This is a genomic window from Cupriavidus necator (genome assembly GCF_040578825.1).
Taxonomy (GTDB): domain Bacteria; phylum Pseudomonadota; class Gammaproteobacteria; order Burkholderiales; family Burkholderiaceae; genus Cupriavidus; species Cupriavidus necator_E.
On record NZ_JBEFLI010000055.1, the window covers coordinates 23,735 to 48,373 of the forward strand.

A 24,639-nucleotide genomic window follows, 5' to 3' on the forward strand; every position below is an offset into this window, starting at 1 on the left:
AGGGCGATTCAGCAACGCTGCGAAGCGTGCATGACGACCGCCGGCATCCATCGTTCAAACTCACGTATATCGATATGGCGACCAAAGCGAAACCGACCGCGAAGACTGCAACCAAGCCCGCTGCCAAGAAGGCTGCGGCAACCAAGGCACCCGTGAAGGCTGCCGCCAAGAAGGCCGCGCCGGCCAAGAAGGCTGCTTCCGCTGCTGCGCCCGTGGCGCGTCCGCTGAAGGACACCTTCAACAAGTCGAGCCTGGTCGCTCACCTGGTAGCCCAGACTGAACTGGAGCCCAAGGCCGTGAAGACGGTGCTGGCCCATCTGGAAAACACCATCATCAGCGCGCTGAACAAGAAGGGCGCCGGCGAATTCACGCTGCCCGGCCTGCTGAAGGTCACGGCCCAGCAAGTGCCGGCCAAGAAGAAGCGCTTCGGCAAGGACCCGTTCACGGGCGAAGAGCGCTGGTTCCCGGCCAAGCCGGCCAGCGTCAAGGTCAAGGTCCGTCCGCTGAAGAAGCTGAAGGACGCGGCAGCCTGATCTGCGCCACGTTGTACTGTATGAAAAAGGAGCCGGCTTGCCGGCTCCTTTTTTTATTTGCGCAGCGCCGGTAGCGATCCAACCTGGCTTCATTTAAGCCAGGTCAAATCCCTGGCACGGCGCCACGCCTAGAATCCGGAACGTCATGGGTGCGGGGGCGCTCCCCATGACAGGGCTCCGGCGTCTTCCCCGGAGCTTCCGCCCGCGGCCATCGGCCGCGGGTTTTTCTTTGGCTGCGTGGATTCAGGCCACTACCTGCTTGGCGTACGTGGCGCGCTCCATCTCGCAGACTTCCACCGATACCTGCACGTTCTGGCCGCTGTCGGTGCCGGTGCGTACCGCTTCGGCGATCACGTCACAGACTGCCTGTGCCAGCGCCTGGCGCACGGCGGCGTCGCGGCCGTCGAGGATCGACAGGCGTGCGTGGACGAAGGCCCGCTCGATGGCATCCACGCCCTGGCGGTAGGTAGACAGCGTGACGCAGCGCGACTTGATGTCGGCTTCCTGGAATTGCCCCGAGGCTAGCAGCGCCGCATTGGCTTCATCGAGCAGTTCGTCCGGCGAGCAGTTCAGGCGGGTGTTTTCGGTGAGTTCGATGACGAGATGCGGCATGGCGTGGTCCTGGCGAAAGAGATCGGCGAAACTCCGCATGATACGGGAATCGCGTGACGCGCAGGCCCGCCGCCTCCGCCCTGCCGATTGCAGCACCGCATAGAAGGCGTTGAGCAACTGCTCGACTTCCCCGGGATATACGTGAAGCCCGAGCGGATGATGATTTCCTCGGAACGGCCGACGATCGACACGCGCCGGCCGGGTCCGCCCCAATGCAAAACGGGGCGCCAAACTGGCGCCCCGTCAGGACTACGGCAATTAACTTTGAATCAACGCTCAGGCGTGCACCAGGCTCTGTTCCACTTCGGTGCCGGCACGCGCCGCGCTATTGAAGCGCTCCGGGTTTTCCCGGGCCAGTTGTTGCAGTTGATCGAGCTTGGCCTTCAGGTCCGGGTCCAGCCGCGGTGCGGGTGCAACCGTGGAGGGGCAGGCCACGCCCAGGATATCGAGGGCCTGCTGGAAGTTCTCGACGGTCAGGCCGACGGCCGGATCGACGCTGACCAGATGTGCGCGCTGCGGCTGGGGGATCGATTCCGGCGCCGCGCACGACATGATCACGTAGTGGATCGGGGTATTGCCCTGCGCAAAATAGGCGGCGATTTCCGCACCGTGGCCGCCTTCGGCCGGCGGGGTCATGCCTTCGACCTGCAGGTCGAGCTGTTGCAGGATCGCGGCCGGCTTGCCGCGGCGCCACGCGTCGGATACCACTACGCGCGCCCCGGCAACGCCGAACAGCCTGCGTACGAATCCCAGTGCGATGGGGTCGAAGAACCTGACATCGCGCACCGTACCCGAATCCGGGATACCGCCGAGGCGGGTGCGGGAGCGGTCGGAGTACAGGACGCCGGGGATGTCCAGCATGATGATTCGTTCAGCCATGATTTCCTGTGCGGGTGCCAGATCAGTTGGTGTGAACCAAGATTACCCGCCACGGGCCGGTCTGCACGTAACCAGTGCCCGTGTAGTTGAAACAGATCTGTAACTTTGTGGGGAAGACGTAAATGCCGGTTACTTCGGCATGTCAGATGTTTCATGCAGACACATCTTTGCGACACATGCCGAAAAAACCTTAGAACCGGAAGCGCGCCACATCGTCGACGAGCGCCGCCGCCTGGTGATCCAGCCGTGCCGCCTGCTCCGCCAGTTCCCCTACCAGCGCGGCGTTCTGCTGTGCCGTCTGCCGCAACTGCGACACCGAGGCGCCCGCGGTCTGCACGCTGCCCGCCTGCTCGTCGGCAAGCGTGCGCAGCGCCTCTGCCAGCGCATGGCTGTGTTCGACGGTGGCGGCAATCCGGTCCATCGCCGCGACCACGTTTCCGCTCAGCCGCGCGCCTTGCTCGATCTCATGCGTGGCGGTGCCGATAATGCCACCGATCTCGCGCGCCGCATCGGCGCTGCGCTGCGCCAGCGCGCGCACTTCCTGCGCCACCACCGCGAAACCGCGGCCGGCAGGGCCGGCCCGGGCCGCTTCCACGGCGGCGTTGAGCGCCAGGATATTGGTCTGGAAGGCGATGCTTTCGATCACGCTTACCACCTCGGCGATATGGCGTGAGTGGCCGTGCAGCGCATCCATGGCGCCGCGCATCTGCCGCACCACGTCGGCGCCGGCATCGGTGGCGGCGCGCGCCTGGCTCGCCATCTGGCTCGATTCGGTCGCCTGCGCATGGGCGTCGGCCACGCGCGCGGCCAGCGCCTGCATGCTGTCGGTAGTGGCGTCGAGTGCGCTGGCCTGCTGCCGGGTGCGCGCCGACAGCGCCTGGTTGTCCTCGGCGATCTGCTGGCTGGCGGCGGTGATCTCGTGCGCGGAGCCCTGGATGCGCGCCAGCACGCCGGCGAGCTGGTCGCGCATGCCGGCCACGTGGTGCAGCATGCTGGTGCGGTCCGAGGCACGCAGCGCGATGTTGGCGGTCAGGTCGCCACCGGCGATGCGGCGCGCGATCTCGGCGGCGTCGCGCGGCTCGCCCCCAAGTTCCGCACGCAGGCTGCGCGCCGCGACCCACGCCAGCGCCGCGGCGGCCAGCAGGCTGGCGCCCAGCAGCGCCACCATCCATATCTGCGCACGCAGCTGACTGGCCGTCACGCTGGCTACCGTCGCGGCGGCCTTCTTCTCCTGCAGCCGCCGCACTTCTTCGACCTGGTGGCTCAGCGACTGCAGTTGCTCGGTGACGAAATGGCCATCGACCGAGACCGCGCTGTCGAACTGCAGCGGGTCGAGTGGCTGCTTGCGCAGCAGCCCAATGTAGCCCTGCACTAGTTCGGCGGCGCGCTGCCGCTCGCGCGCCAGCAGCCCGGCGTGCGCGGCGCCCGCCTGGCGCACACCGGCCAGCGCGGCGTCGAGCTGCGCCAGCGCGCGGCCGACATCGTCGGCGGCGGCGTCGCGCTCGGTACTGCTGGTGGCCATGGTCAGCGCCAGTTGCGCACGGCCCAGGCCGGCGAGCGCCGATTGCGCGCGCTCGGCCGAGACGGCGCCGTGCATATCGTGCTGGTACAGCGTATCGGTGCGTGCCTTGATCGACACGAGGTTGACGATGCCGGTCAGTCCGACGGCGGCGCCGAACAGGTAGACCAGGGCAAAGGCGGCGCACAGGCGCACCACCAGCGGCAGGCGGACCAGCCGCGCAGCCAGGCGCACCGGCGCGGCGGCAAGGCCGGTGCCGGGATGGTTTGTCTTGATGACTTGCAACACGGAGATGACTCCAGACGGGCGCGCGAACGCTGAGGACGCGCAGCCCGGGGTTGACCCGAATTGCCGGCGCGCCGTCCTCTGGACGGGACGGTGGCGGACGGCGCACGGATGGTCGGGCATCAATGTGATGCCGGCGTGACATTGCGCCAGGAGGACTGTCATCGTGCTGTCATATCGATGTCATGCAATGTGGCCCGCCCACCCCCTTGCACACTCCCGGATTCCGTCATGACCGGCAACCCTGCTGCCGCGCTTGCGCGCGACCTCACCCCCGGCACACCCGCCGCGCCCGCTACACTTGCCGCCGCTGCGGCACCGGCACTGCCGCTTGCGCGGATGCCGCCGCTGCACGCGGTATTCCAGCCGATCGTGCTGGCGGACAATGCCGAGATCCTGGGCTACGAGGCGCTGATCCGCGGTCCGGTGGGCTCACCCTGGGCCGCGCCGGATGTACTGTTCCGATTGGCGCAGGGCGTGGCCGCCACGATCGCGCTGGAGGTGCACGCCGCCCGCACCGCGCTGGCCGCGTGGCGCAGCCTGGACCTGCCCGGCAAGCTCTTCCTGAATTTCAGCCCGCAGACCTTGCGGCACTTGCTGGCCGACCGGGGGCGGCTGATGGCGGCGCTGCTCGAGGTTGGCATCGCGCCGTCGCAGCTGGTGATCGAGGTGACCGAGCAGACCCCTATCGGCGATGCCGCCAGCTTTGGCCAGGCCATGTCGGTGCTGCGCGAACTGGGCATGCAATACGCGCTGGATGATTTCGGTACCGGCCACGCCAACCTCGATCTGCTGGCGCACCTGTCGCCGCAGTTCGTCAAGATCGACAAGTCGCTGGTGCGCGGCATCGCCTCGTGCTCGCGGCGGCTGGAGATCCTGCGCGGGGTGCTGCGCATGATGAGCGCATTCGGCGGGCGCGTGATCGCGGAAGGCATCGAGGATGAGGAAGAACTCGCGGTGATCCGCGACCTTGGCGTCACCGGCGCGCAGGGTTATTACATCGGCCGGCCCGTGGCGAAGCCGGCCGCGCGGGCCGCGACGCAGGTGCGCCAGGCGCTGGCGTCGCGGCATATCGCGGTGTTTCCGCAGATGGTGCGCTCGGGCTGGTCGGGCATGACCGCCGGGCGGCTGCTGCGGCCGGCGCCGACGGTATCGCCCGGCACCAGCAACGATGCGGTGCTGCGCACCTTCCAGGACCAGCCCGAGCTGCAGGCAGTGGCCGTGGTCAACGACGAAGGGCGGCCGCTTGCCATCATCAGCCGGCAGGCCTTTATTGACCGCTACGCGGCGCCGTTCCATCGCGAGCTCTATGGCAAGAAAGTCTGCATTGCCATGGCCAATCGCGAGCCGGCGTGCTTCGACCGGCGTGCGAGCCTCGAAGAAATGGCGCAGATCCTGTCCGGCGAAAATACGCGCTCGCTGGCCGATGGTTTCGTGATCACGGACCAGGGCCGCTATATCGGCCTGGGCACCGGCGCGGACCTGATCCGCGCGATCACCGAGGTGCGCATGGAAGCGGCGCGCTATGCCAACCCGCTGACCTTCCTGCCGGGCAATATCCCGCTGAACCAGCATATCGAGCGGCTGATTGCCGCCGCCAGCGAGTTCCACGCGTGCTATGTCGACCTGAATCACTTCAAGCCCTTCAACGACAAGTACGGCTACTGGAAGGGCGATGAAATGCTCAAGGGCGCGGCCGCGATCCTGGCCGAAGCGTGCGACCCCGCGCGCGACTTCCTTGGCCATGTGGGCGGCGATGATTTCCTGGTGCTGTACCAGAGCGGCGACTGGTCGGCGCGCATAGAAAATGCGATCTGTCGCTTCAACGACGCGGCGCGCGCGATGTACTCGGCGGCCGATCGCGCGGCCGGTGGCATGCATGGCGAAGACCGGCGCGGCAGCCCCGTGTTCTTTCCGCCGGTGTCGATGGCGGTGGGCGTGGTGTGCGTGAGCGGCGAGGGCGTGGCCGGCTTGCAGCGGCTGGGCAGCCAGCAGATCGGCGCGGCCGCGGCGGCGGCCAAGCGCGAGGCCAAGCGCTCGGCCACGGGCATGGCAGTGCTGGACTTCCTGGCGTTGGCGGCGACGTTGCCCGGTTAGTGTTGCGCGGATGTCCCCCTGATGTCTCCCTGATGTCCCGCTGGTGCCGGCTAGCTTTCGGTAAAGCGTCGCACCACGGTCCTGCGGCCCGCCGCGGGCAGGCGGGGCGCGGCGTCTTCTTCCAGCACGTCGAGCCGGTACCCGTGCGCATAGACCACAGTGATGGTGACGCCGTTTTCCGCGCCGATGCGCAGCGTCTTGCGCAGCCGCGAGACCAGCCCCGCCAGCGCGCGCGACAGCGGCGCCAATTCATGGCGCCACACGGTCTGCTCGATGCGGCTGCTGGGCAATACCCGTCCGACATTGGAAAACAGCAGCATGGCCAGGTCGAACTCTTTCGGTGTCAGCGCGATGCGTTCATCGCGCAGTGTGGCAAAGCGGCCGACGCTGTTGAGCTGGTAGGGGCCGGCACGAACCACCAGCCCCTGGCGCAGCCGCTCGCCGGTGACGCGGCGCCGCAGCGCCGCGATACGCGCCATCAGCACGCGTGAACTGAGCGGACGGCACACGTAGTCATCAGCGCCGGCGTCGAGTGCATCGACCAGGCTGTCTTCGCTGCTGTCCGTCGCCAGCAAGATGATCGGCACGTCGCGGGCGGGGGCGCCGCGCACCGCGCGTACGACGTCGATGGCGGGGATGTCGGGCAGCTCGTCGTCGATCAAGAGCATGTCGTAGCGCACCTCGGCCACGCTATGGATCAGGTCGCGTCCGGCCTCGAAGATGCTGCAGTGAATGCCGGAGCGGGCCAGCAGTTCGGACACGGCCTGCAACTGGGGCGACTTGCCCATCAGCAGCGCAATAATGATCGACGGCGACATACGAGACTGGACGAGGAACGGTGAACCGCGGCGGACCGCGCGGACCTGTGACGACGGGGACCCAACAGGGTAAGAAGGTGCGATCCGCTAAACAATCGGACATTTCTGAAAGATCTGCGGTTTTTGCTCCGGTTTGCGGTACCGGAAAAAGCCGCGCGCTGATGGCGCGACGCAGGGCAGCAGGCGAGCGCCTGGCCGGCGTAAAAAGTTGTCCACAGTTCCTGTGGACAAGGCGGGGGTAGGGCGCCGGACTTCGGCCTGGCACCGTCAATCCATCGGCGTGCCAAAAAAGGAGGCAGCACGGTGCGGCACTGCGGGAGACCTGCCGTCAACACCGGGACGGCGGTGTGCCAAAATGGCGCATCGCGTTCCGGTCCGGGGACTCAAGCCCACTGATGCTGCAGAGCCCGAGTGTCATCGTCATCGTCATCCTTGCCTTTCACGCTGTCGGCGTGGTGGCAGCGCTGCATGCCGTCATGACGGTACGCACCGCACCCGGCGCGATCGCGTGGGCCGGGTCGCTGGTGATGATGCCTTACTTCACGCTGGTGCCGTACCTGATCTTCGGGCGCAGCACCTTTGCCGGCTATGTCGACGCGCGCCGCTTCAATGACGACCGGCTGCGCGAGATCCGCCACGGCATGACCCCGCGCGAGCGCGAGGCGCGCAGCGCCTGCGTGGTGCACACGCCGCCGCAGGCCTGCATGCGCGCGCTGCCGCGGCTGACGGGCATGCCGTGCCTGGCCAACAACGACGTGCAGTTGCTGATCAACGGCGCGGAGACCTTCGAGGCCATCTTTGCTGCGATCGAGCGCGCCAGGCAGGTGCTGATCGTGCAGTTCTTTATCGTGCATGACGACGCGCTCGGCCAACGCCTGCAGGCGCTGCTGTGCGAGCGGGCGCGGGCAGGCGTCAAGGTGTACTTCCTGTTCGACCGCATCGGCTGCCACGGACTGCCGCGCCGCTTTGTGCGCACGCTGCTGGAGGCTGGCGTCGATGCGCGCCCGTTTTCCACGCATCGAGGGTTCGTCAATCGCTTCCAGCTCAATTTCCGCAATCACCGCAAGCTGGTGGTCGTCGACGGGCGCGAGGCCTTTGTCGGCGGCCATAACGTCGGCATCGAATACCTCGGCGAGCGTCCGCCGCTGGCGCCATGGCGCGACACCCATATCGTGTTGCGCGGCAGCGCGGTGCTGGACCTGCAGATGGCCTTTGCCGAAGACTGGTACTGGGCCGCGCGCGAAGTGCCGCACCTGCTGATTCCGCCACCCGAGGAGGGCGGGCGCATGACCTGCCAGGTGGTGCCTTCCGGTCCGGCGGACTCGCAGGAGACCTGTTCGCTGTTCTTTGTCGAAGCGATCCAGTCCGCGCGGCAGCGGCTGTGGATCACGTCGCCTTACTTCGTTCCGGACGAGGCCGTCTTCGCGGTGCTGCGGCTGGCGGTGCTGCGCGGTGTCGACGTGCGCATCCTGATCCCCGCGCGCCCCGACCACCTCGTGGTTTATGCTGCCTCCACCATCTACGCCTACCAGGCCGAGGTCGCTGGCATCAAGCTGTACCGCTACCAGCCGGGGTTCCTGCACCAGAAGGTCATCCTGATCGACGACGAGGCGGCCGCGGTCGGCACCGCCAACCTGGACAACCGCTCGTTCCGGCTCAACTTCGAGCTGATGGTGATGACCGCGGACAAGGGCTTCGCCGCCAAGGTGGCGACGATGCTCGAGGCCGATTTCGCCCAGGCGCAGCGCATCGGGCTGAACGAATTCCTTGCCGCGCCGGCGCCGCTGCGCGTGGCCATGCATGTCGCCAAGCTGTTCGCCCCCATTCTTTGAGCGACCCCCTTCCTTCGCAAATTTCTGAACTGTGAGAAACCTGTGACGGTTTGATTGTGTACACTGTTCACTATAAGTCGTTACACATGATGAACCGCGATTCGATTCACCATCCGTATTCAAGGGAGTTCGCATGACCCGGGTTGTCCCCGCGCCGCCGGCGCGCGCGACCTATCGCCACGGCGACCTGCGCCGCGCGCTGCTCGACGCCGGCATCGACCTGGCGCGCGAGGGCGGCCCCGACGCCATCGTGCTGCGCGAAGCCACGCGGCGCGCCGGTGTCGTGCCCAATGCGGCGTACCGGCACTTTGCCAGCCGCCAGGACCTGCTGCAGGCGGTGCGCGCGTCGGCGCTGTCGTCGCTGGCCATTGCCATGGAGGCCGAGATCGGCGGCCTGCGCCCGGGCCGTGGCGCTGCCGCCCATGCGCGCGCCTGCCTGCGCGCGGTCGGTACCGGCTACCTGCGCTTTGCGCTGACCGAGACCGGGCTGTTTCGCACCGCATTCTCGGCGCCGGATGAAGTGGAAAACGATGCCGACCCGGCCAAGGCCGGCAACAGTGGGCTGAACCCGTTCGAGCTGCTGGGCGCGGCGCTTGACAAGCTGGTGGAGGCTGGCGTGCTGCCACCGGAGCGACGGCCCGGGGCTGAGTACCTGGCCTGGTCGGCGGTCCATGGGCTTGCCATCCTGCTGATCGACGGGCCGCTGCGCAGCCGGGCAACGGAGCAGGCCGAGAGCCTGGGCCAGCGGTTGCTCGATATGGTCGAGAAAGGGTTGTAGCGAAAGGGGCAGCGAAAGGCGTGCAGCGCGACGGGTGACGCCGCATCGCGGATTCGCCTAAAAAGACTGCCACGATGGCAGGGACCATCGTGGCAGCGCAAGGAACCAGGAAGGGGGTCAACCTGGCTCAGTCGGGGCACCCGCGGGTCGGGTGCAACACGACTGTATTACGTGGTTTCTCATCCGAAAATCGGACTAGTCCTAAATTCATGCGTGATTTGTCCCGACGTGCGCGTCCAGTGTCCGTCTCTCCGATAAGACCGGACTGTCACTGGCGCGTTTTTTGCGGAATTGCCTGACACGGACTGCGGTCTAACGTTGGCAGACGGCCTCTGCAAGGCCGGCGTCACAGGGGAGGGAATCATGAGATTCGGCTTTGGATTCATTCCCGCTGTGGCGCTGGCGGCACTGACGGGCTGCGTGGCATATCCGTATGCCGGCGATGACTACGTGGGCTATCCGGCCTATCCGGTCAGTTCCACCTATTACTCCGGCTACCCGGTCGCAGCGGGCTATCCGTACTACGGGGCCTGGCCCGGCTACGGCGGGTTCTACGGCAGCCTCAGCTTTACCCACCGCAGCGGCCACGGTGGACACCACTGGCATCACGGCGGTCACCGCCACGGCGGGTGGCACCACGGCGGTCACCGCCATGGCGGATGGCATGGCGGCGGTCGCGGCGGTGGCAGGGGTGGCTGGGCCGGCCGGGGCGGGGACGGCGGCAGGGGTCGATGACACCCGCATCACGACGATGGCCATTGCAACGCGGTCTCAGGGTCCGGTCATGGTCGCCAACACAGCCCTGAACGGAGCCTTATCGCCATGAGCAAGCCTGCACCGCAGAAGCACCAGACCCCTTCGACAGCGCGCAAGCCGTCCCCGGTCGAGCAGAAGAAGAAGGATCAGGACGAGGCCCTCGAGCGCGAACTGGACGAGGGACTGAAGGAAACCTTTCCTGCCAGCGACCCGGTGGCCGTGGACACGCATCAGCAGCCACGGCCGCGGGTAGAAGGGAAGTAGGCAAGCGCAGGCCGCACCGGAGGGGCAACCCCTCCGGTGCGGTTTAGTTTTTCGCCGGTCCGTTGCCTACTTCGCGATCCGCACTCGCTACGGCAACTGGCGCAACTGCCCAATCACGGACATCAGGCGCCCGTGCGCCACGATGACGCCGGACTCGTCCTGCAGCGCTTCATGGTAGCGCTTGCGAAACGCCGGATCGGTGCCGTCGCTGAAGAGCTTCTCGGCGGCACGCGCCACTGCACGGCAGGTCTCGTCGTGGTGTTCCTTGGAATCGAGCTCTTCGTCGATCTCGATAATCAGGCGCGACAGCGGGTCGAGCCAGCGAAAGAAGTTGTCCTCGGTCACCAGTTGCACGAACAGGCCCGCCGGTATGGGGCCGTTCAGGCGCTCGTACTGGCCTCTGTCATAGCCGATGACTTCCTTGTGAACCTGCAGCAAGGCCGCCCGCAAGGCTTTGAGCCCCGAGCGGCGTGTTTCCTGGGTGGCGAGGAATTGTTCGTTGGGCATGCCCATCTCCGTTTCCACTTGTTCGGGTCCGGCGCAGGCGGTCCGAAAGCGCATCCGGGGCCCATCCTCACTGGATGGGCACATCCGGGCCGGTCTGCATCGCCTGCCCGAACCTCCGGGCGCGGCCGGCCAGCTCACCTGGCACTGTCCGGCGCGCCTGCCAGTATAGGCAGGGCATGCCCCCCAGACCAGCGCCGCCGGCTAGCGAAATACCCGTATTTGCGACGGCGTCGCCGCATGCTGTGCCCTCTGTCCCCCGGTCGTTCCTGGTCGTTTTTAGTCGTCTTCAGCCGTTGGCGGCGCCCCCGCCAGCAGGTCTGCTGCGCGCGAGCGCCGTACATCCGCCGCGCGGAAATAGCGCACCACCGTCGCAACGCTGGCGTGGCCGGTCATGGCCATGGTTTCCGCCAGCGGCACCTGCTGTGCCGCGGCTTCCGTAACAAAACCCGAGCGCAGCGAGTGCGCGGAGTAGTCGCCCTCCAGCCCGGCCTGCGCGCAGCGCGTCTTGACGATGCGGTTCACGGCGGCGTCCGACAATCCTTCTCCCACATGCCCGCCGCGACGGATGCGCCGGAACAGCGGTCCGCTGTCGATGCCCGCGGCGGCGAGCCACGCTTGCAGCGCCGCGCCGGCCGCGCCGGTGACCGGCTTGGCGGTATCGGCGCGATCGCTGCCTGACTGGTTGGTCTTGGACCACCCAAGCGTATAGACGAATTCGCCCGGGCCGAGCCGGGTCAGGTTCTCCAGCGTCGCGCGCGTGACTTCCGAACGGCGACGCCCGCCGCTGGCCCAGGCAAACAGCAGCAACGCCCGGTCGCGCAGGCCGCGCAGCGAGTCGTCGCAGGTGTCCAGCAACTGCATCAGGGGATCGCGCGTCAGCGCGGCCTTGCGCGACTGGCGCAGTCCGCGGCGCGCATAAGCGCGGCGAATGCCGGCCATCAGTTCGCGCACGGCAGCATCCGCGCACGGGTTGGGCATGGCCTGCAGCCGGTGGGCCTTGGCCATGACTGCCAGACGGTGCGTCAGCGTGGACAGCGCGGGCGGGCCGGGTCGTGCCTTGTGTCCGTCAGCGACCAGCGCCTGGTCGATGGCCGCGGGCATCTCACAGACGGAGCCTTGCGGCGTCTGGCGCGCGGCGTGGTCGACGATGAACTGGATAACGACGGCGGGTGCCAGCGGCAGGCGCACTGGCTGCCGGTAGCGCAAGGCGTACCAGGCAGACCAGTAGCGCAGCGCAGAGCGGTAGCTCGCCACGGTGTTTTGCGATTCCCCTTCGCGGCGCAGCGCCTTAGCGGCTTGCTCGGCAAGAGGGTCAAGTTCGGACGGGCGTAGCGGCGCCGGTAATTCGACATCGGGAACGATGGGTGGGAAGTAGGCCTCGTGGGCTGGCTGATCTCGACCATATTAAATATGATGTATGCTGTAATATATCATACATAGATAGCGAATAACACCCGATAAGTCACCATTATCGAACCTTATTTGCGATGTTTTCGACTTTTGAACGGACCCCATCATGCAAACGCTCCGCAGCCGTGGCATCACCCGAGACGACGTCTGGGAAGCGGCCGACCACCTGCTGAAGGCGGGCCAGCGGCCGACCATCGAACGTATTCGCCTGCATCTGGGGCGAGGCTCGCCCAATACGGTGAGCCCGCATCTTGACGCCTGGTTTGCCGCGCTGGGCGGCCGCCTCCAGGATCCGCAGGGGTTCGCGCCCGCGCCGGGCTGCCCGGAGCCGGTCACCGAAGCGGCGCGTTACCTGTGGGAGGCCGCGCAGCAGGTGGCCAAGGCTGCCGCTGAAGCCGCGCTGGCGCAGCGCGAGGCGGCGCTGGCCGAGGCGCAACAAGCCGTAGCGCAGGAGCGCGAAGCGCTGGCGCAGGAACGCCAGGTCATGCAGGCACGCCTGGATGGCGCGGAAACCGCTATGGCGGAACTGACCCGCGCTCGTGACGAGGCCGCCGATCGCGCCGCGCGCGCCGAAGCCGCGGCTGCATCCTTGCAGCGGCAGGTCGACGCGCTGCGCGCCGAGTCCGCCGCCGCGCTGGAGGCCCGCGATGCGTTGCAGCAGGACTTCGCCGTCCAGCGGGCAGCGTGGGACCAGGAGCGCGACACGCTGACGCAGCGCACCGCCGCGAACGAGCGCCGCATGGCCCTGGAACTGGATGCCGCCCGCGTCGCGGCAAAGGAAATGCAGAAACAGCTCGAGGCCGAGCGCAAGGCCGCGATGGAGCGGCTTGCGCGCGCTGCGGAGGCCGCGTCGAAGCAGGGCAACGAAATGAGTCGCCTCGGCCAGACGCTCGCGGTGCTGGAAGAGCGCGTCCGGCAGCGGGAAAGTCTCCTGGCCGAGTATCGCGAGCAGCTTGGCGGGGGCGGAGCGGTGCCGGCAACCGCGACTGGCGCCGCTGCGCGCCGCGGCCGGCCGGCACGTGGCGCGCCGGCGGGCGGCAAGAGCGGGCGGCTTCGGACTCGCGGCTGGGCAGCAGGCTGAGGGCGCCTTCCATCGTCATTCCGGAGGAGCACAACGTGCTGATCAACCCGGCGCACCGGCATGTCGCAAAACTGGTCTACACCAAGCTGCGCCGCTGGCAGTACGACGCGCGGCTGTGCTGACCTTGACTTCTGCCGGCTCCATGGCGGGAGTTGCTGTAAGCCGGGCAATATAGAGCGCCGCCCCGCGCACATTGAAATAACGATTCGCGTTTTCCTTATACAGGGCCGCGCCAGCCACCTGCGGTGCGGGCGCCATACTGTATATTCATACAGTTTCCCGTTGTCCTGTCTGCCGTGTCCATCGTGTTGCCGCCCCCGCCCGAACCAGCCTCAGCACCCGCGCCGGCCTATGTCGTCGCCGTGCGCGCGCTGTGCGAGTTCACCGCCAAGGCGGGCGACCTGGACCTGCGCTTCGTGCCGACGCCATCCGCGCAGGAGGGCGTCGCCGGCCATGCCGTGGTCACCGGCCGGCGCGGCGAGGGCTACCAGTCTGAGGTGGCGCTGGCCGCGGATTTCGGTCCGCTGCATGTGCGCGGGCGCGCCGACGGCTACGACCCGGCGGCCAACCGCCTCGAAGAAATCAAGACCGTGCGCGGCGAAGCCTCGGTGCCGGACAACCATCGCCACCTGCACTGGGCCCAGGCCAAGATCTACGGCTGCCTGCTGTGCCGCAAGCTGGCGCTGCCCGGGTTGGAGGTGGCAGTCGTCTATTTCGATATCGTCGGCCAGCGCGAGCATCCGGTGGTGCAGCACTTCACCGCGGCCGAGCTGGAAGCGTTTTTCGTGCAGACCTGCGAGCGTTTCCTGCACTGGGCGCAGGCGGAGCTGGCGCACCGGCAGGCACGCGATGCCGCGCTGGCGCAGCTCGCCTTTCCGCACCAGGGCTTTCGCCCCGGCCAGCGCGAGCTGGCGCAGGCCGTCTACAACGCCAACCGCGCCGGCCGCAGCCTGCTGGCACAGGCGCCCACCGGCATCGGCAAATCGGTCGGCACGCTGTTCCCGGTGCTCAAGGCGATGCCGGGGCAGGGCATCGACAAGGTCTATTTCCTGTCGGCCCGCTCCACCGGCCGCGGTGTCGCGCTGCATGCCGCGCAAGCGCTGCGGGGCCATGGCGCCCAGCCGTTGCGCGTGCTGGAACTGGTCGCCCGCGACAAGGCCTGCGAACATCCCGAACTGGCGTGCCATGGCGAGTCCTGCCCGCTGGCCCGCGGCTTCTACGACCGGCTGCCGGCCGCGCGCGAAGCGGCACGCGAGCTGCCCGTGCGCGACCGCGCCGCCGTGCGCAAGCTGGCGCTCGAGCACGACATCTGCCCCTATTACCTCGCGCAGGAGCTGGTGAGATGGAGCGACGTGGTGGTGGCCGACTACAACTATTACTTCGACCGCAGCGCCTTGCTGTACGCGCTGACCGCCGCCAACGGCTGGCGCGCCAGCGTGCTGGTGGACGAGGCGCACAACCTGGTCGAGCGCGGCCGCGCCATGTACACCGCCGAGCTCGATCCGCAGGCGTTGCGCGAGGTCCGGCGCAGCGCGCCCGGGACGGTAGCCAGGCCACTGGCCCGGCTTGCGCGCCAGTGGGGTGCGCTGGCCCGGCAGGGTGACGCCGAGTACGAGGTGCTGCCCGACGTGCCCGCGGCGTTCCTGCGCGCGCTGGATGAATGCTGTGGCGCGGCCCTGACGCATATGACCGAGCACCCCAACGCGCACGATCCCGCGCTGCAGCGCTTTTATTTCGATGCGCTGCATTTCGGCCGCATGGCCGAGCAGCTCGATGCCAACTCGCTGTTCGACCTGCATCGCCCGGCTCGCGCCGGCCGCGGCAACCACGCGCGGCTGTGCATCCGCAATGTCATCCCCGCGCCGTTCCTGCGGCCGCGCTTCGCCGCCGCGCACTCGGTCACGCTGTTTTCCGCGACGCTCGATCCGGCCGGCTATTACCTCGATACGCTGGGTTTGCCGGCCGATTGCGCGCGTGTGGAAGTCCCTTCGCCATTCCGGCCGGAGCAACTGGCGGTGCGGATCGCCGGGCGCATCTCCACGCGCTACGGGCAGCGCGAACGGTCTCTGCCGGCCATCGTGACGCTGATGGCCCGCCAGTTCCACGCGCGGCGCGGCAACTACCTGGCCTTCTTCAGCAGCCATGACTACCTGCAGCAGGCGGTGGCGCGCTTTGCCGAAGCCCATCCCGAGATCCCGCACTGGGTCCAGTCGCGCGGCATGGATGAGGCGGCGCAGGCGGGGTTCCTGGCCACCTTCAGGGAAGGGGGCGAGGGCATCGGCTTCGCGGTGCTCGGCGGCGCCTTTGCCGAGGGCGTGGACCTGCCCGGCGAGCGCCTGATCGGCGCCTTTGTCGCCACGCTGGGCCTGCCCCAGTTCAATGCGATCAATGAACAGTTCCGCGCGCGCATGCAGGCCGTGTTCGGCCAGGGCTATGCCTACGCCTACCTGTATCCCGGCCTGCGCAAGGTGGTCCAGGCGGCGGGACGCGTGATCCGCACGCAGCAGGACCAAGGCGTGGTCTACCTGATCGACGACCGCTTTGCCGGCGCCGAGGTGCGCCAGTTGCTGCCGGCATGGTGGGAAATCGGCCCGGCGGCGTAGAAATTACACGGCAGGCAATGCCAGATCGCGCTGCCTGCGCCGCGCGGGCGCTGGAACGAATCTGGCAAGCTGTGCGGGTGTGACAAGCCGCCACGAAATGACAGGAAAGGACCAGACCCATGTCAATGACCCAACACTACGCGGCCACCGAGCCGCCCCGTACCGAGGTGGACGCCCTGCCGGGCGGCACCGTGGTGGAATTCGGCGCGCCCTGGTGTGGCTACTGCCAGCGCGCGCAACCGGCGCTGTCGGAGGCGTTCGCCGCGCATCCGCAGCTACGCCATATCAAGATCGAAGACGGCAGCGGCCGGCCGCTGGGACGCTCGTTCCGGATCAAGCTTTGGCCGACGCTGGTATTCCTGCGCGACGGCCAGGAAGTGGCGCGGCTGGTGCGCCCGACCCATTCCGAGCCGATCCGCGAGGCAATGCGGCGCATTGCGTGATCTCTCTGATGCCGGCCGCCTGAGACCTTCCGGATCAGCAGCCGCCAGGCAATACCATCGTCACTAGTACCGAGGCATCGGTCATGGCCGTCACGTCATAACGCACGCACGGCCCGAGGTAGAGCAGGTCGCCCGGGCGTAGCTGCCGCTCGGCGCCATCGACGCGCAGCCGGACCTCACCCTCCAGGCATTGCACCGTCATCGGGCCGTCGACCGAGTGCGGCGGCACATGCTTGCCCGCCTTCAGCACCAGCCGCATCACTTCCAGCGGCCCTTCCTTGAACAGGGCCTGGGTGGCGGTCTGGTCCAGCCGTGCGCCCAGTGGCAGCACGCTGGCAATCTGTCCTGACGAAAGGTGGGGCAAAGACATGCGCGGCTCCTCGCTTGTAGGGTGTGCTTGTAGTGGTAATGCCCTGCTGGTGTGGCTTGTCAGGCGCAGCCGGGGCGCTTGGCGGCCACATGCCTTCCAATCTAGCACCGCAGGGCGCGCATCCCTAGCATTCAGCGTGCCGAACCGGCGCAGGAAGGAGAAGAACCGACCGGAAACTGGCGATGCGGCGAGCCGTACCGCCACGGCGGGCAGCCGTGGCAGTGGGCTGAACCCAGGTCATTTGGGCAGGCACCGGTTCGGCGGGATATCCAGCATCACCAGCGACTGCCGGCCCGCCACATAGTGGTAGAGCAGCGTTACGCCGAGCTTGCCGAGCACCGGCACGTCCGGGTTGCGGCAGATGCCGCGCTCCAGGATCGGCTTGGCCGACGCCATGAACTCGCGCGTGCCATCGCGTGACGCGTCCACGCCGGAAACCTTGAGCTGGAACTCCACGACCTTGCCGGGCTTGGTCACGCAGCCGTCGAAGCGGGTGGTGTCGTCAAGGTCGACCGGGCCGGCCCGCATCAGCTCCTGGCACGCCAGCCGCAGCTGGCGGTCGGCATCCGCCGCGGTCAGGCGGGTGACGCCGGTCATCCCCGTGGGCTTGCCGCGCACCGTGCCCAGCAGCAGCGTGGCCAGCCCGGACAGTTGCGAGGTGTCCACGGTGTTTGCCGCCATGGCGGGCGGGACCCCTAGTGTGGCGACCAGCAAGGGCAGGCACAGGCGCGCGGCGGCGTGGCCGGGCAGGGACAGCAGGGGAAGCAGGGCGGGCAGGGGCGGCTGGGGCATCTGAGGGCATGGCGATACGTGAACGGTGTACCTTGGGGTTCGCGCTGCTACTGTAGCCCTGGCCCCTTGCCGCCGTTGTCAGGCGCTGTCCTACAGCGCAACGGGGGCTTGCAAAACGGCGGCGGTCTGCCGGGGGGCCATCCCGCACTGCGTGCGGTGTTGCCTGCGTGTCACGCGCGCCCCCGGGAATTGTGCGTGAACGTACCGAAGACCAGGCGGCGCTTGTGGCGCAATACGGTCATCCCCTAAGGGGCGATTCCCGGAGACGCAGGCATGAAAACCATCATCCGCGGCATCCTGGCCCAGGTGGCCCGGCTCGACGTGCCGGTCGACACGCTGGCCGACGATGCCGATCTTTATGAGGCGGGCCTGACCTCGGTGGCCAGTGTCCACCTGATGCTCGCGCTTGAGCATGCCTTCGACTTCGAGATCCCCGACACCATGCTTAACCGCGAGCTGTTCCGTAGCATCGACTCGCTGGCGGCCGCCGCGACGAAGCTCACCGCCCCGCGGGAGGTCGCATGAGGGCTGACCTCGCAAGCGTAGATGGCGGCGCCGCACCAGCAGGTGTAGCCGATGCCGCCATGCTGCTGGCCGCGGCTCGCACCGTTGCAGGCATTGCCGCAAGCCATGCCGACCAGGTCGACCGCGACGCGGCCTTCCCCGGCCAGGCGCTGGCGGCCTTGCGCGAGCAGGGGCTGCTCGGTGCGCTGGTGCCGCGCGAGTACGGCGGCGCCGGGGCCTCGATTGAAACCATCGCTGCCATCTGCCGGATCCTCGGCGGCGGCTGCGCGGCCACCGGCATGATCTACGCGATGCACCAGATCCAGGTGGCTTGCGTCGTCGACCACGGCATCGGCAGCGCCTGGCATCAAGACCTGCTGCGCCGGCTCGCCGCCGAGCAACTGCTGCTGGCCTCGGCCACCTCCGAGGAGAGCATCGGCGGCGCGCTGCGCACCAGCAGCTGCGCCGTCAATGCGGATAGCGGCACGCTGCACCTGCTCAAGATGGCGCCCACCATTTCTTACGGCGCGCATGCCGACGGCATCCTCGTCACCGCGCGCCGCCATCCCGATGCCGCGCCATCGGACCAGGTGCTGGTGTGCATGCTCAGGCCCGACTACACGCTGGAGTGCCTGTCCGGCTGGGACACGCTGGGCATGCGCGGCACCTGCAGCAACGGCTTCCGGCTGGAAGCGCGCGGCAGCGTCGAACAGGTGCTGCCGGTGCCGTTCGGCGAGATCGCCGAAGCCACCATGACGCCGTTCTCGCATATCGTCTGGGCCGCGCTGTGGACCGGCGTCGCCGCCGATGCGGTGCAGCGCGCCAGGACCCTGTTCCGCGCCCAGGCCCGGGCGCGCCCGGGCGTGCTGCCGCCCTCGGCCACGCGCGTGGCCGAGGCCGTGGCCATTATCCAGTTGATGGAGGGGCGCATCGAACTGGCGCTGAACCACTATCGCCAGCACCGCCAGGGCAGCGGCGGTATGTCAGCGGGATTTGCGCTGGCAGCGGAAATGAACAGCGTCAAGACCAGCGTCTCGGCGCTGGCCATCGAGGCCGTGCAGACCGCGCTGCTGGTGTGCGGCATGGCGGGCTACAAGCAGGGCACGCCCTACAGCCTGGGCCGTCACCTGCGCGACCTGTGGTCCGCGCCGCTGATGATCAACAACGACCGCATCCTGACCAATACCGCCCACCTGTTGCTGGCGGACCGGTCCTCCTGAGGAGACAGCATGGAAGCCAGCCTCGACAACGCCAGCGAGCTGCCGGGCACAGAAAACGTGGACACCGCCGATCCCAGGGGGGCGAGCTATACAACGCCCACCTTCCTGCAGTCGCTGATCGACGCGGGCATGCTGATCCCCACCGGCGTGGATGGCATCTATGGCCGCGGCGGCGCGTACGAGGCCATTGCCGAGGGCATGAACGCGCTGGTCACGCAGGCCGGCGCAGACCAGCACGCCGAGCTGATGCGCTTTCCCCCCACCACGCCGCGCAAGGACCTGGAAGACAGCGAGTACCTGAAGAGCTTCCCGCAGCTTGCCGGCACCGTGCACAGCTTCTGCGGCAACGAGCGCGACCACTTCCGCCTGCTGGCGCGGCTGGACGAGGGCGAGGACTGGACCGACCAGCAGCAGCCCACGCGCGTGGTGCTGACGCCCGCCGCGTGCTATCCGATCTATCCGGTGATTGCGCGGCAGGGACCGCTGCCGCCCGCAGGCCGCGTGGTCGATGTGTTTTCGTACTGCTTCCGGCACGAGCCGTCGCTGGAGCCCACGCGCATGCAGATGTTCCGCATGCGCGAGTACGTGCGGCTGGGCAGCGCCGAACAAGTGATGGCCTTCCGCCAGATGTGGATCGAGCGGGGACGGGCGCTGGCCGACGAGCTGGACCTGCCGCACACGCTGGACGTGGCCAACGATCCGTTCTTCGGCCGCGGCGGCAAGCTGGTGGCCGACAACCAGCGCGAACTGAAGCTCAAGTTCGAGCTGCTGATCCCGGTCAACGACGGCGCGCCGCCGACGGCGTGCATGAGCTTCAACTACCACGTCGACCATTTCTCGACGGTGTGGACCTTGCGCACGTCGGATGGCGAGAAGGCGCATACGGGCTGCGCGGCCTTTGGCATCGACCGGCTGACGCTGGCGCTGCTGCGCCGGCATGGGCTCGAGCTGGCGCGCTGGCCCCGGCGCGTGCGGGCGGTGCTCGGCAATCTCTGACGGCGGCACCTGTCGCAGGCGGTTCGCCTTAGGCTATACGGCGATCCGCCTTGCCGTGACCTGCTGCAATCCCGAGGTAATGAACTTGCGCTCGCCGGTGCCGTTCGACACGCCGGTGTGCGAATCCACCACGCAGTGGTCGCCGATGCGCACGCCGGGATAGAGGGTCGCGCGCGTGCCCAGGAAGCAGCAGGCGCCCACCGCGGCATCGCCGTTGAGGATGGCGCCGGGCGACAGCACCGAATAATCCCCCACGCTCGCGCCATGGCTGACGCTGGCATGGACATTGACCAGCACGCCCGTGCCCAGCGCGGCGCCGCGGTTGACGATGGCAAGCGGGCATATGATGCTGGCCGGGCCGATCGTTGCCGCGTCCGAGACGATCGCGGCGCCGTGGACGTAGGTCGGCACCGCCACGCACCGCGCCGCGAGCCTGCCGATGATCTCGCGCCGGGCTTCGACGGCACCGACGGCGACGATCACCGCCTGCCTGTCATCGGGGTGGTAGTCGCGAGTGGTGCCAAGGTGCGGCAAATCGATGCCGTCGAGCGCCTTGCCTGGATCATCATCGATAAAACCGGCAATGCGCGGCCCACCCCGGCGCGCTTCACGCTCCAGGTATTCGAAGATTTCCAGCGCGAATCCACCCGCGCCTGCGATCACGACGGACAACACGCGCGGGGCGTTGAGCAGCGGCATGGCGGCGCTTCCTGCGGCAGGAGTTGGAGGGTTGGCATGGACATGAGTGCGTCCATGCGTTTCGCGCCATTATTGCTCTCCGCAATGCGCCTGTGACGGGCGAACGTGCGCGGACGCACGCACTGAGGCCAGGCGTGTGTGCCGCGCCTGCCCTTGCGTGGACGCTGGTGCAATAGTTACCCGGCGCAGCGCGCTAGAATCGCTGACCATGACCATGCATATCCGCCCTGAGACCCCGGCCGATGCCGACGCCATCGCGCAACTGAAACGGCCTAAAGCTCCAACACCAACCTCCCACTCCCACACCCCCGCGAACAACAAGCCATCATCCGATTGTTAGTCTCCCGCTCACTGCGCGTCAGCACCACATCGCGATGATCGACCTGCCCCGCGAGCACCCGCACCTCGCACGAACCGCACAGCCCTTCCTCGCAATCGCTCTGCACGTCGATATTGGCCCCGCGCAGCGCCGCCAGCAGCGTCTGGCCGGCCGGCACTTCCATCACCAGTCCTGAATCCTTCAGTTCGACGGTGAAAGGCGTCTCCTTCGACGCATCCAGTGTGCCCAGCTTTGACACGAAGTGTTCCACGCGCAGCGCATCTTGCGGCCACGCCTCGCAGCACGCGGCCAGTGCATCCAGCATGCGCTGCGGGCCGCAGGCGTAGATATGCGTGCGCGCATCCGGCTGCGCCAGCAGGCTGGCGAAATCGGCGCGCCGGCCTTCGTCGCTGGCATGGACGTGCAGCCGCTCGCCATGCCAGGCCTGCAGTTCGTCGAGCATCGCCATCGCGCGCCGCGAGCGGCCGCAGTAGTGGAATTCGTAGTCGATGCCGAGGGCGCGCGCACGCCGCGCCATCGCGCTGACCGGCGTGATGCCGATGCCGCCGGCGATAAAGATCGCGCGCCCGCAGCCCTCGTCGAAGCGGAAATGGTTGCGCGGTCCGCGGATGCGCAGCCGGTCGCCGGCGCTGACGCTGGCATGCACCCAGACCGAGCCGCCGCGGCTGTCAGGGTCGCGCAGCACGGCGATCTCCAGCGCGCCGGCGTCATCCGGATCGCCGCACAGTGAATACTGCCGCGACAGCCCAGTATCCCCGCACTCCACATCGATATGCGAGCCCGGTGCCCAGCGCGGCAGTGGCTTGCCATCGGGTGCGACCAGCCGCAGCCGCACCACCCCATCGGCGGCCGCCGTGACGCGCTCGACCACCACCGTGCGCGCGATGGTGTGCGTGGACGGCTCGCCAATGCGCACCGGCTGGCGTATCTCGAGCAGCGCCGGATTGCGCCGCTCCGGGTTCTGCGCCGGATCCCACTCCACCAACAGATGCTCCGGCCCGCGGAACGAGGTGTTGGGCACGTAGGTAAACGTTTGCTCCGCCAGCCGCATATGTGGCAGCCGGCGCGTCAGCTCTTCCAGAAAGACCTGCATCTCCATGCGCGCCAGGTTCTTGCCCATGCACTGGTGCGAGCCGTAGCCGAAGGTCAGCTGTTCGCTGGCATTGTCGCGGCGGATGTCGAACAGGTCGGCATCGGCAAAATGCCGTTCGTCATGATTGGCCGACGAGGTCACGATCAGCAGCTTGCTGCCCGCCGGCAGGCGGATGCCGCCCACCTCCGCGTCGCGCGTCACCAGCCGGCGCCATGCCGCCACCGAGCCGTTGTGGCGCAGGCATTCTTCCACCGCGTTGGGGATCAGCGACGGATCCTCGCAGATCTCGCGCCATGCATCGGGATGCTGCAGCAGCAGCTTGATCGCATTGGCCGACGCATTGGCGGTGGTCTCGTGCGCGGCGACAATGCCGGCCATCATCATCGAATGCAGGTAGGAGTCGGTGACGACCTCGGGCAATTCTTTCTGCTTGCGCAGGCCATACTGCATCCAGCCGGGGCCCGAGGGGTCTTCGCGCATCTTGTCGAGGATGCGGCCGGCAAGCTGCCAGAAGTTGCCCACCGCATGCGCCACCGCAACCTGCTCCTCGGGCCTGGGCCGGCCCCAGGTGTTGACCGTATGCGCGATGGAGTACTGGCGCAGCAGGTCCATGTCTTCTTCCGGCACGCCGAGGAAATGCAGCGCCACGGTCAGCGGCACTTCCCACAGCATCTGGTCGACCAGGTCGGCGCGGCCGTCGTCGATAAAGCGATCGACATACTCGCGCGTCAGCCGGCGCACCAGGGGTTCGTGATGGGCCAGTTCCGCGGGCGTGAACGGGGCCATCAGCGCGCGCCGGCGCGGCATATGCGCGGGCTCGTCCTCGTTGACCAGCGTGCGGTTCATCGCGTAGCCGTAGGAGGCGAGCACCGCGTTGGCCTCGTCGCCGGTGGGCGTGATCTTTTCCAGCGCGATCGACGGGCTGAAGGTCAGGTTGTCGCGGAAGATCGCCTTGATATCGTCGTAGCGGGTCACCACCCAGTAGCCGAGCTTCGGGCTGTAGAACACCGGCTCCTGCTCGCGCGACCAGCGCACGTAGTCGGGTGGGTCCTGCTGGTAGCCGTCGCCGAACGGATCGAACTCGGCCGCGTTGTGGCTGACCGGGCAGCCGTTGGGCGCGGTAAAGGGCGCGGTGCAGGGCGCAGTAAACGCCGAATGGTCGATGGGGCAGCCGCCGCGCGCGGCGGGGGAGGTGTTTGCCATGCTGCGTACTCCTTGTTGCCGGACCTCAGTTGTCCAGCGTGATCTTCAGGTCGCGGATCAGCCTGGTCCACCGCGCCGACTCGCTGCGCAGCAGTTCGCTGAACTGCGCCGGCGTGTTGCCCACCGGCTCCACGCCAAAGTCCACCAGCCGCTTGTTGACGGCCGGCTCGCGGATTGCCGCGACCACGTCCTTGTTGAGCGCGTTGATGACGTCCGGCGGCGTCGCGGCGGGCACTACCATGCCCACCAGCGCGGCGGCTTCCACGCGCGGATAGCCCAGTTCGGCAAAGGTCGGCACGTCAGGCAACTGCGGCAGGCGCGTGGCATTGGCCACCGCCAGCGGGCGCACCTTGCCGCCTTTAATAAAGCCGGCGCCGGCGGCGTAGTCGACCATCATCGCCGCAACCTGGCCGGCGGCCACGTCCGACAGCGCCGGCGCGGCGCCGCGGTACGGTGCATGCGTCATAGGCAGGCTGGCTTCCACCTTCAGCAGTTCCATCGCCAGGTGGTGCGGGCTGCCGGCACCGGCTGAGCCGTAATTGATGCCGCCTTGCGTGGTCTTGGTCTGCGCGATGAATTCCTTCGCGCTCTTGACCGGGCTGGCGGCGCCGACCACCAGGATCATCGGGAAGCGGCCCAGCAGCGTCACCGGCGCCAGGTCCCTGGCGGGATGGTAGGAAAGCGATTTGTACAGCACTGGGTTAAACACCAGCGTGCCGTTGTCGGCCGACAGCACCGTATAGCCATCGGCCGCCGAACGCGCGGTTTCGGCCGCGCCGATGGCGGTATTGCCGCCGGGCTTGTTGTCCACCACCACCGGCTGGCCGACCTTGGCCGACAGCCCCTGGCCGATGGTGCGGGCCAGGAAGTCCGAGCCGCCGCCGGCGGCGTAGGGGACGATCCAGCGGATCGGCTTGGCCGGGTAGGTGTCGGCGGCGTGAGCGGGGATAGCGGCGAGCATGGGCAGGGCCAGTGCGGTGAGGGCAAGGCGCTTGAGCAGGGGGC

Annotated in this window: 23 protein-coding genes; 12 read left to right on the forward strand and 11 right to left on the reverse strand. The window is 67.9% G+C overall.

What is annotated here, in order from left to right:
• Positions 1 to 74: 74 nt before the first annotated feature.
• Positions 75 to 533 (forward strand): HU family DNA-binding protein, encoded by a 459-nt coding sequence (locus tag AB1I47_RS23765; RefSeq protein WP_354686170.1) that lies wholly within the window; start codon positions 75 to 77, stop codon positions 531 to 533.
• A gap of 243 nt (positions 534 to 776) precedes the next feature.
• Here AB1I47_RS23765 and AB1I47_RS23770 read toward each other — a convergent pair whose 3' ends face one another.
• The 3 genes from AB1I47_RS23770 to AB1I47_RS23780 all read right to left on the reverse strand — a co-directional run bounded on the left by AB1I47_RS23770 (position 777) and on the right by AB1I47_RS23780 (position 3,831).
• The gene (locus AB1I47_RS23770) at positions 777 to 1,145 is read right to left on the reverse strand and encodes a 5-carboxymethyl-2-hydroxymuconate Delta-isomerase (RefSeq protein WP_354686171.1); all 369 of its coding nucleotides are present in this window, start codon (positions 1,143 to 1,145) and stop codon (positions 777 to 779) included.
• A gap of 276 nt (positions 1,146 to 1,421) precedes the next feature.
• On the reverse strand, positions 1,422 to 2,024 hold the full coding sequence (locus tag AB1I47_RS23775; protein ID WP_354686172.1) for an HAD domain-containing protein: 603 nt from the start codon (positions 2,022 to 2,024) through the stop codon (positions 1,422 to 1,424).
• A gap of 190 nt (positions 2,025 to 2,214) precedes the next feature.
• Complete coding sequence (locus AB1I47_RS23780; protein WP_354686173.1) at positions 2,215 to 3,831, reverse strand: methyl-accepting chemotaxis protein; 1,617 nt, start codon at positions 3,829 to 3,831, stop codon at positions 2,215 to 2,217.
• A 228-nt stretch (positions 3,832 to 4,059) separates the two neighbouring features.
• On the opposite strand from AB1I47_RS23780, the gene AB1I47_RS23785 reads away from it, so the two are divergent.
• Entirely contained in the window at positions 4,060 to 5,925 is a 1,866-nt protein-coding gene (locus AB1I47_RS23785; RefSeq protein WP_407935897.1) for an EAL domain-containing protein, read from the forward strand.
• Positions 5,926 to 5,975: 50 nt separating this feature from the next.
• On the opposite strand, the gene AB1I47_RS23790 is transcribed toward AB1I47_RS23785, so the two are convergent.
• Positions 5,976 to 6,743 carry a response regulator transcription factor gene (locus AB1I47_RS23790; protein WP_354686174.1) on the reverse strand — a complete coding sequence of 256 codons (768 nt, stop codon included), beginning with the start codon at positions 6,741 to 6,743 and terminating at the stop codon, positions 5,976 to 5,978.
• Between the two features lie 395 nt (positions 6,744 to 7,138).
• On the opposite strand from AB1I47_RS23790, the gene cls reads away from it, so the two are divergent.
• The 4 genes from cls (at position 7,139) to AB1I47_RS23810 (ending at position 10,373) form a co-directional block, all read left to right on the forward strand.
• Positions 7,139 to 8,575, forward strand: coding sequence for a cardiolipin synthase (cls, locus tag AB1I47_RS23795; RefSeq protein WP_354686175.1), 1,437 nt, complete (start codon positions 7,139 to 7,141; stop codon positions 8,573 to 8,575).
• Between the two features lie 133 nt (positions 8,576 to 8,708).
• The gene (locus AB1I47_RS23800; RefSeq protein ID WP_354686176.1) at positions 8,709 to 9,353 is read left to right on the forward strand and encodes a TetR/AcrR family transcriptional regulator; all 645 of its coding nucleotides are present in this window, start codon (positions 8,709 to 8,711) and stop codon (positions 9,351 to 9,353) included.
• Between the two features lie 363 nt (positions 9,354 to 9,716).
• Positions 9,717 to 10,088 carry a hypothetical protein gene (locus AB1I47_RS23805; RefSeq protein ID WP_354686177.1) on the forward strand — a complete coding sequence of 124 codons (372 nt, stop codon included), beginning with the start codon at positions 9,717 to 9,719 and terminating at the stop codon, positions 10,086 to 10,088.
• Between the two features lie 87 nt (positions 10,089 to 10,175).
• Positions 10,176 to 10,373, forward strand: a complete 198-nt coding sequence (locus tag AB1I47_RS23810; protein WP_354686178.1) for a hypothetical protein — start codon at positions 10,176 to 10,178, stop codon at positions 10,371 to 10,373.
• A gap of 87 nt (positions 10,374 to 10,460) precedes the next feature.
• On the opposite strand, the gene AB1I47_RS23815 is transcribed toward AB1I47_RS23810, so the two are convergent.
• Together AB1I47_RS23815 and AB1I47_RS23820 are read right to left on the reverse strand one after the other, a co-directional pair.
• On the reverse strand, positions 10,461 to 10,886 hold the full coding sequence (locus AB1I47_RS23815; RefSeq protein ID WP_354686179.1) for a hypothetical protein: 426 nt from the start codon (positions 10,884 to 10,886) through the stop codon (positions 10,461 to 10,463).
• 270 nt (positions 10,887 to 11,156) lie between these two features.
• Entirely contained in the window at positions 11,157 to 12,134 is a 978-nt protein-coding gene (locus tag AB1I47_RS23820; RefSeq protein WP_354686180.1) for a site-specific integrase, read from the reverse strand.
• A 262-nt stretch (positions 12,135 to 12,396) separates the two neighbouring features.
• On the opposite strand from AB1I47_RS23820, the gene AB1I47_RS23825 reads away from it, so the two are divergent.
• The 3 genes from AB1I47_RS23825 to AB1I47_RS23835 all read left to right on the forward strand — a co-directional run bounded on the left by AB1I47_RS23825 (position 12,397) and on the right by AB1I47_RS23835 (position 16,417).
• The gene (locus AB1I47_RS23825; protein WP_354686181.1) at positions 12,397 to 13,371 is read left to right on the forward strand and encodes a DNA-binding protein; all 975 of its coding nucleotides are present in this window, start codon (positions 12,397 to 12,399) and stop codon (positions 13,369 to 13,371) included.
• 296 nt (positions 13,372 to 13,667) lie between these two features.
• Positions 13,668 to 15,974: an ATP-dependent DNA helicase gene (locus tag AB1I47_RS23830; protein WP_407935898.1), complete on the forward strand. Its 2,307-nt coding sequence runs from the start codon at positions 13,668 to 13,670 to the stop codon at positions 15,972 to 15,974.
• Between the two features lie 119 nt (positions 15,975 to 16,093).
• Positions 16,094 to 16,417 (forward strand): thioredoxin family protein, encoded by a 324-nt coding sequence (locus AB1I47_RS23835; RefSeq protein WP_354686183.1) that lies wholly within the window; start codon positions 16,094 to 16,096, stop codon positions 16,415 to 16,417.
• Positions 16,418 to 16,451: 34 nt separating this feature from the next.
• Here AB1I47_RS23835 and AB1I47_RS23840 read toward each other — a convergent pair whose 3' ends face one another.
• Both AB1I47_RS23840 and AB1I47_RS23845 read right to left on the reverse strand, forming a co-directional pair.
• On the reverse strand, positions 16,452 to 16,787 hold the full coding sequence (locus AB1I47_RS23840) for a cupin domain-containing protein (RefSeq protein ID WP_354686184.1): 336 nt from the start codon (positions 16,785 to 16,787) through the stop codon (positions 16,452 to 16,454).
• 237 nt (positions 16,788 to 17,024) lie between these two features.
• Positions 17,025 to 17,579 carry a hypothetical protein gene (locus AB1I47_RS23845; protein WP_354686185.1) on the reverse strand — a complete coding sequence of 185 codons (555 nt, stop codon included), beginning with the start codon at positions 17,577 to 17,579 and terminating at the stop codon, positions 17,025 to 17,027.
• Between the two features lie 273 nt (positions 17,580 to 17,852).
• Between AB1I47_RS23845 and AB1I47_RS23850 the strand changes: the two genes are divergently transcribed.
• From AB1I47_RS23850 to AB1I47_RS23860, 3 genes are read left to right on the forward strand one after another with little or no spacing between them, the layout of a single operon-like run.
• Positions 17,853 to 18,104 (forward strand): acyl carrier protein, encoded by a 252-nt coding sequence (locus AB1I47_RS23850; protein WP_354686186.1) that lies wholly within the window; start codon positions 17,853 to 17,855, stop codon positions 18,102 to 18,104.
• Entirely contained in the window at positions 18,101 to 19,303 is a 1,203-nt protein-coding gene (locus AB1I47_RS23855) for an acyl-CoA dehydrogenase family protein (RefSeq protein ID WP_354686187.1), read from the forward strand. The genes AB1I47_RS23850 and AB1I47_RS23855 overlap by 4 nt, the downstream gene beginning before the upstream one ends.
• 9 nt (positions 19,304 to 19,312) lie before the next feature.
• Entirely contained in the window at positions 19,313 to 20,299 is a 987-nt protein-coding gene (locus AB1I47_RS23860; RefSeq protein WP_407935899.1) for an amino acid--[acyl-carrier-protein] ligase, read from the forward strand.
• Positions 20,300 to 20,332: 33 nt separating this feature from the next.
• Here AB1I47_RS23860 and AB1I47_RS23865 read toward each other — a convergent pair whose 3' ends face one another.
• From AB1I47_RS23865 to AB1I47_RS23875, 3 genes are all read right to left on the reverse strand, one after another.
• Positions 20,333 to 20,998 carry an acetyltransferase gene (locus AB1I47_RS23865; RefSeq protein ID WP_354686188.1) on the reverse strand — a complete coding sequence of 222 codons (666 nt, stop codon included), beginning with the start codon at positions 20,996 to 20,998 and terminating at the stop codon, positions 20,333 to 20,335.
• A gap of 272 nt (positions 20,999 to 21,270) precedes the next feature.
• Entirely contained in the window at positions 21,271 to 23,634 is a 2,364-nt protein-coding gene (locus AB1I47_RS23870) for a cytochrome P450/oxidoreductase (RefSeq protein WP_354686189.1), read from the reverse strand.
• A gap of 25 nt (positions 23,635 to 23,659) precedes the next feature.
• The gene (locus AB1I47_RS23875) at positions 23,660 to 24,634 is read right to left on the reverse strand and encodes a Bug family tripartite tricarboxylate transporter substrate binding protein (RefSeq protein WP_354686192.1); all 975 of its coding nucleotides are present in this window, start codon (positions 24,632 to 24,634) and stop codon (positions 23,660 to 23,662) included.
• Positions 24,635 to 24,639: the final 5 nt, after the last annotated feature.

Excerpts from the sequence above, each read along its gene's own strand:
- AB1I47_RS23765 (WP_354686170.1), top strand. The coding sequence starts at position 75 with ATGGCGACCAAAGCGAAACCGACCGCGAAGACTGCAACCAAGCCCGCT.
- AB1I47_RS23770 (WP_354686171.1), bottom strand. The coding sequence starts at position 1,145 with ATGCCGCATCTCGTCATCGAACTCACCGAAAACACCCGCCTGAACTGC.
- AB1I47_RS23775 (WP_354686172.1), bottom strand. The coding sequence starts at position 2,024 with ATGGCTGAACGAATCATCATGCTGGACATCCCCGGCGTCCTGTACTCC.
- AB1I47_RS23785 (WP_407935897.1), top strand. The coding sequence starts at position 4,060 with ATGACCGGCAACCCTGCTGCCGCGCTTGCGCGCGACCTCACCCCCGGC.
- AB1I47_RS23790 (WP_354686174.1), bottom strand. The coding sequence starts at position 6,743 with ATGTCGCCGTCGATCATTATTGCGCTGCTGATGGGCAAGTCGCCCCAG.
- cls (WP_354686175.1), top strand. The coding sequence starts at position 7,139 with ATGCTGCAGAGCCCGAGTGTCATCGTCATCGTCATCCTTGCCTTTCAC.
- AB1I47_RS23800 (WP_354686176.1), top strand. The coding sequence starts at position 8,709 with ATGACCCGGGTTGTCCCCGCGCCGCCGGCGCGCGCGACCTATCGCCAC.
- AB1I47_RS23805 (WP_354686177.1), top strand. The coding sequence starts at position 9,717 with ATGAGATTCGGCTTTGGATTCATTCCCGCTGTGGCGCTGGCGGCACTG.
- AB1I47_RS23810 (WP_354686178.1), top strand. The coding sequence starts at position 10,176 with ATGAGCAAGCCTGCACCGCAGAAGCACCAGACCCCTTCGACAGCGCGC.
- AB1I47_RS23815 (WP_354686179.1), bottom strand. The coding sequence starts at position 10,886 with ATGGGCATGCCCAACGAACAATTCCTCGCCACCCAGGAAACACGCCGC.
- AB1I47_RS23825 (WP_354686181.1), top strand. The coding sequence starts at position 12,397 with ATGCAAACGCTCCGCAGCCGTGGCATCACCCGAGACGACGTCTGGGAA.
- AB1I47_RS23835 (WP_354686183.1), top strand. The coding sequence starts at position 16,094 with ATGTCAATGACCCAACACTACGCGGCCACCGAGCCGCCCCGTACCGAG.
- AB1I47_RS23840 (WP_354686184.1), bottom strand. The coding sequence starts at position 16,787 with ATGTCTTTGCCCCACCTTTCGTCAGGACAGATTGCCAGCGTGCTGCCA.
- AB1I47_RS23845 (WP_354686185.1), bottom strand. The coding sequence starts at position 17,579 with ATGCCCCAGCCGCCCCTGCCCGCCCTGCTTCCCCTGCTGTCCCTGCCC.
- AB1I47_RS23850 (WP_354686186.1), top strand. The coding sequence starts at position 17,853 with ATGAAAACCATCATCCGCGGCATCCTGGCCCAGGTGGCCCGGCTCGAC.
- AB1I47_RS23855 (WP_354686187.1), top strand. The coding sequence starts at position 18,101 with ATGAGGGCTGACCTCGCAAGCGTAGATGGCGGCGCCGCACCAGCAGGT.
- AB1I47_RS23860 (WP_407935899.1), top strand. The coding sequence starts at position 19,313 with ATGGAAGCCAGCCTCGACAACGCCAGCGAGCTGCCGGGCACAGAAAAC.
- AB1I47_RS23865 (WP_354686188.1), bottom strand. The coding sequence starts at position 20,998 with ATGCCGCTGCTCAACGCCCCGCGCGTGTTGTCCGTCGTGATCGCAGGC.
- AB1I47_RS23870 (WP_354686189.1), bottom strand. The coding sequence starts at position 23,634 with ATGGCAAACACCTCCCCCGCCGCGCGCGGCGGCTGCCCCATCGACCAT.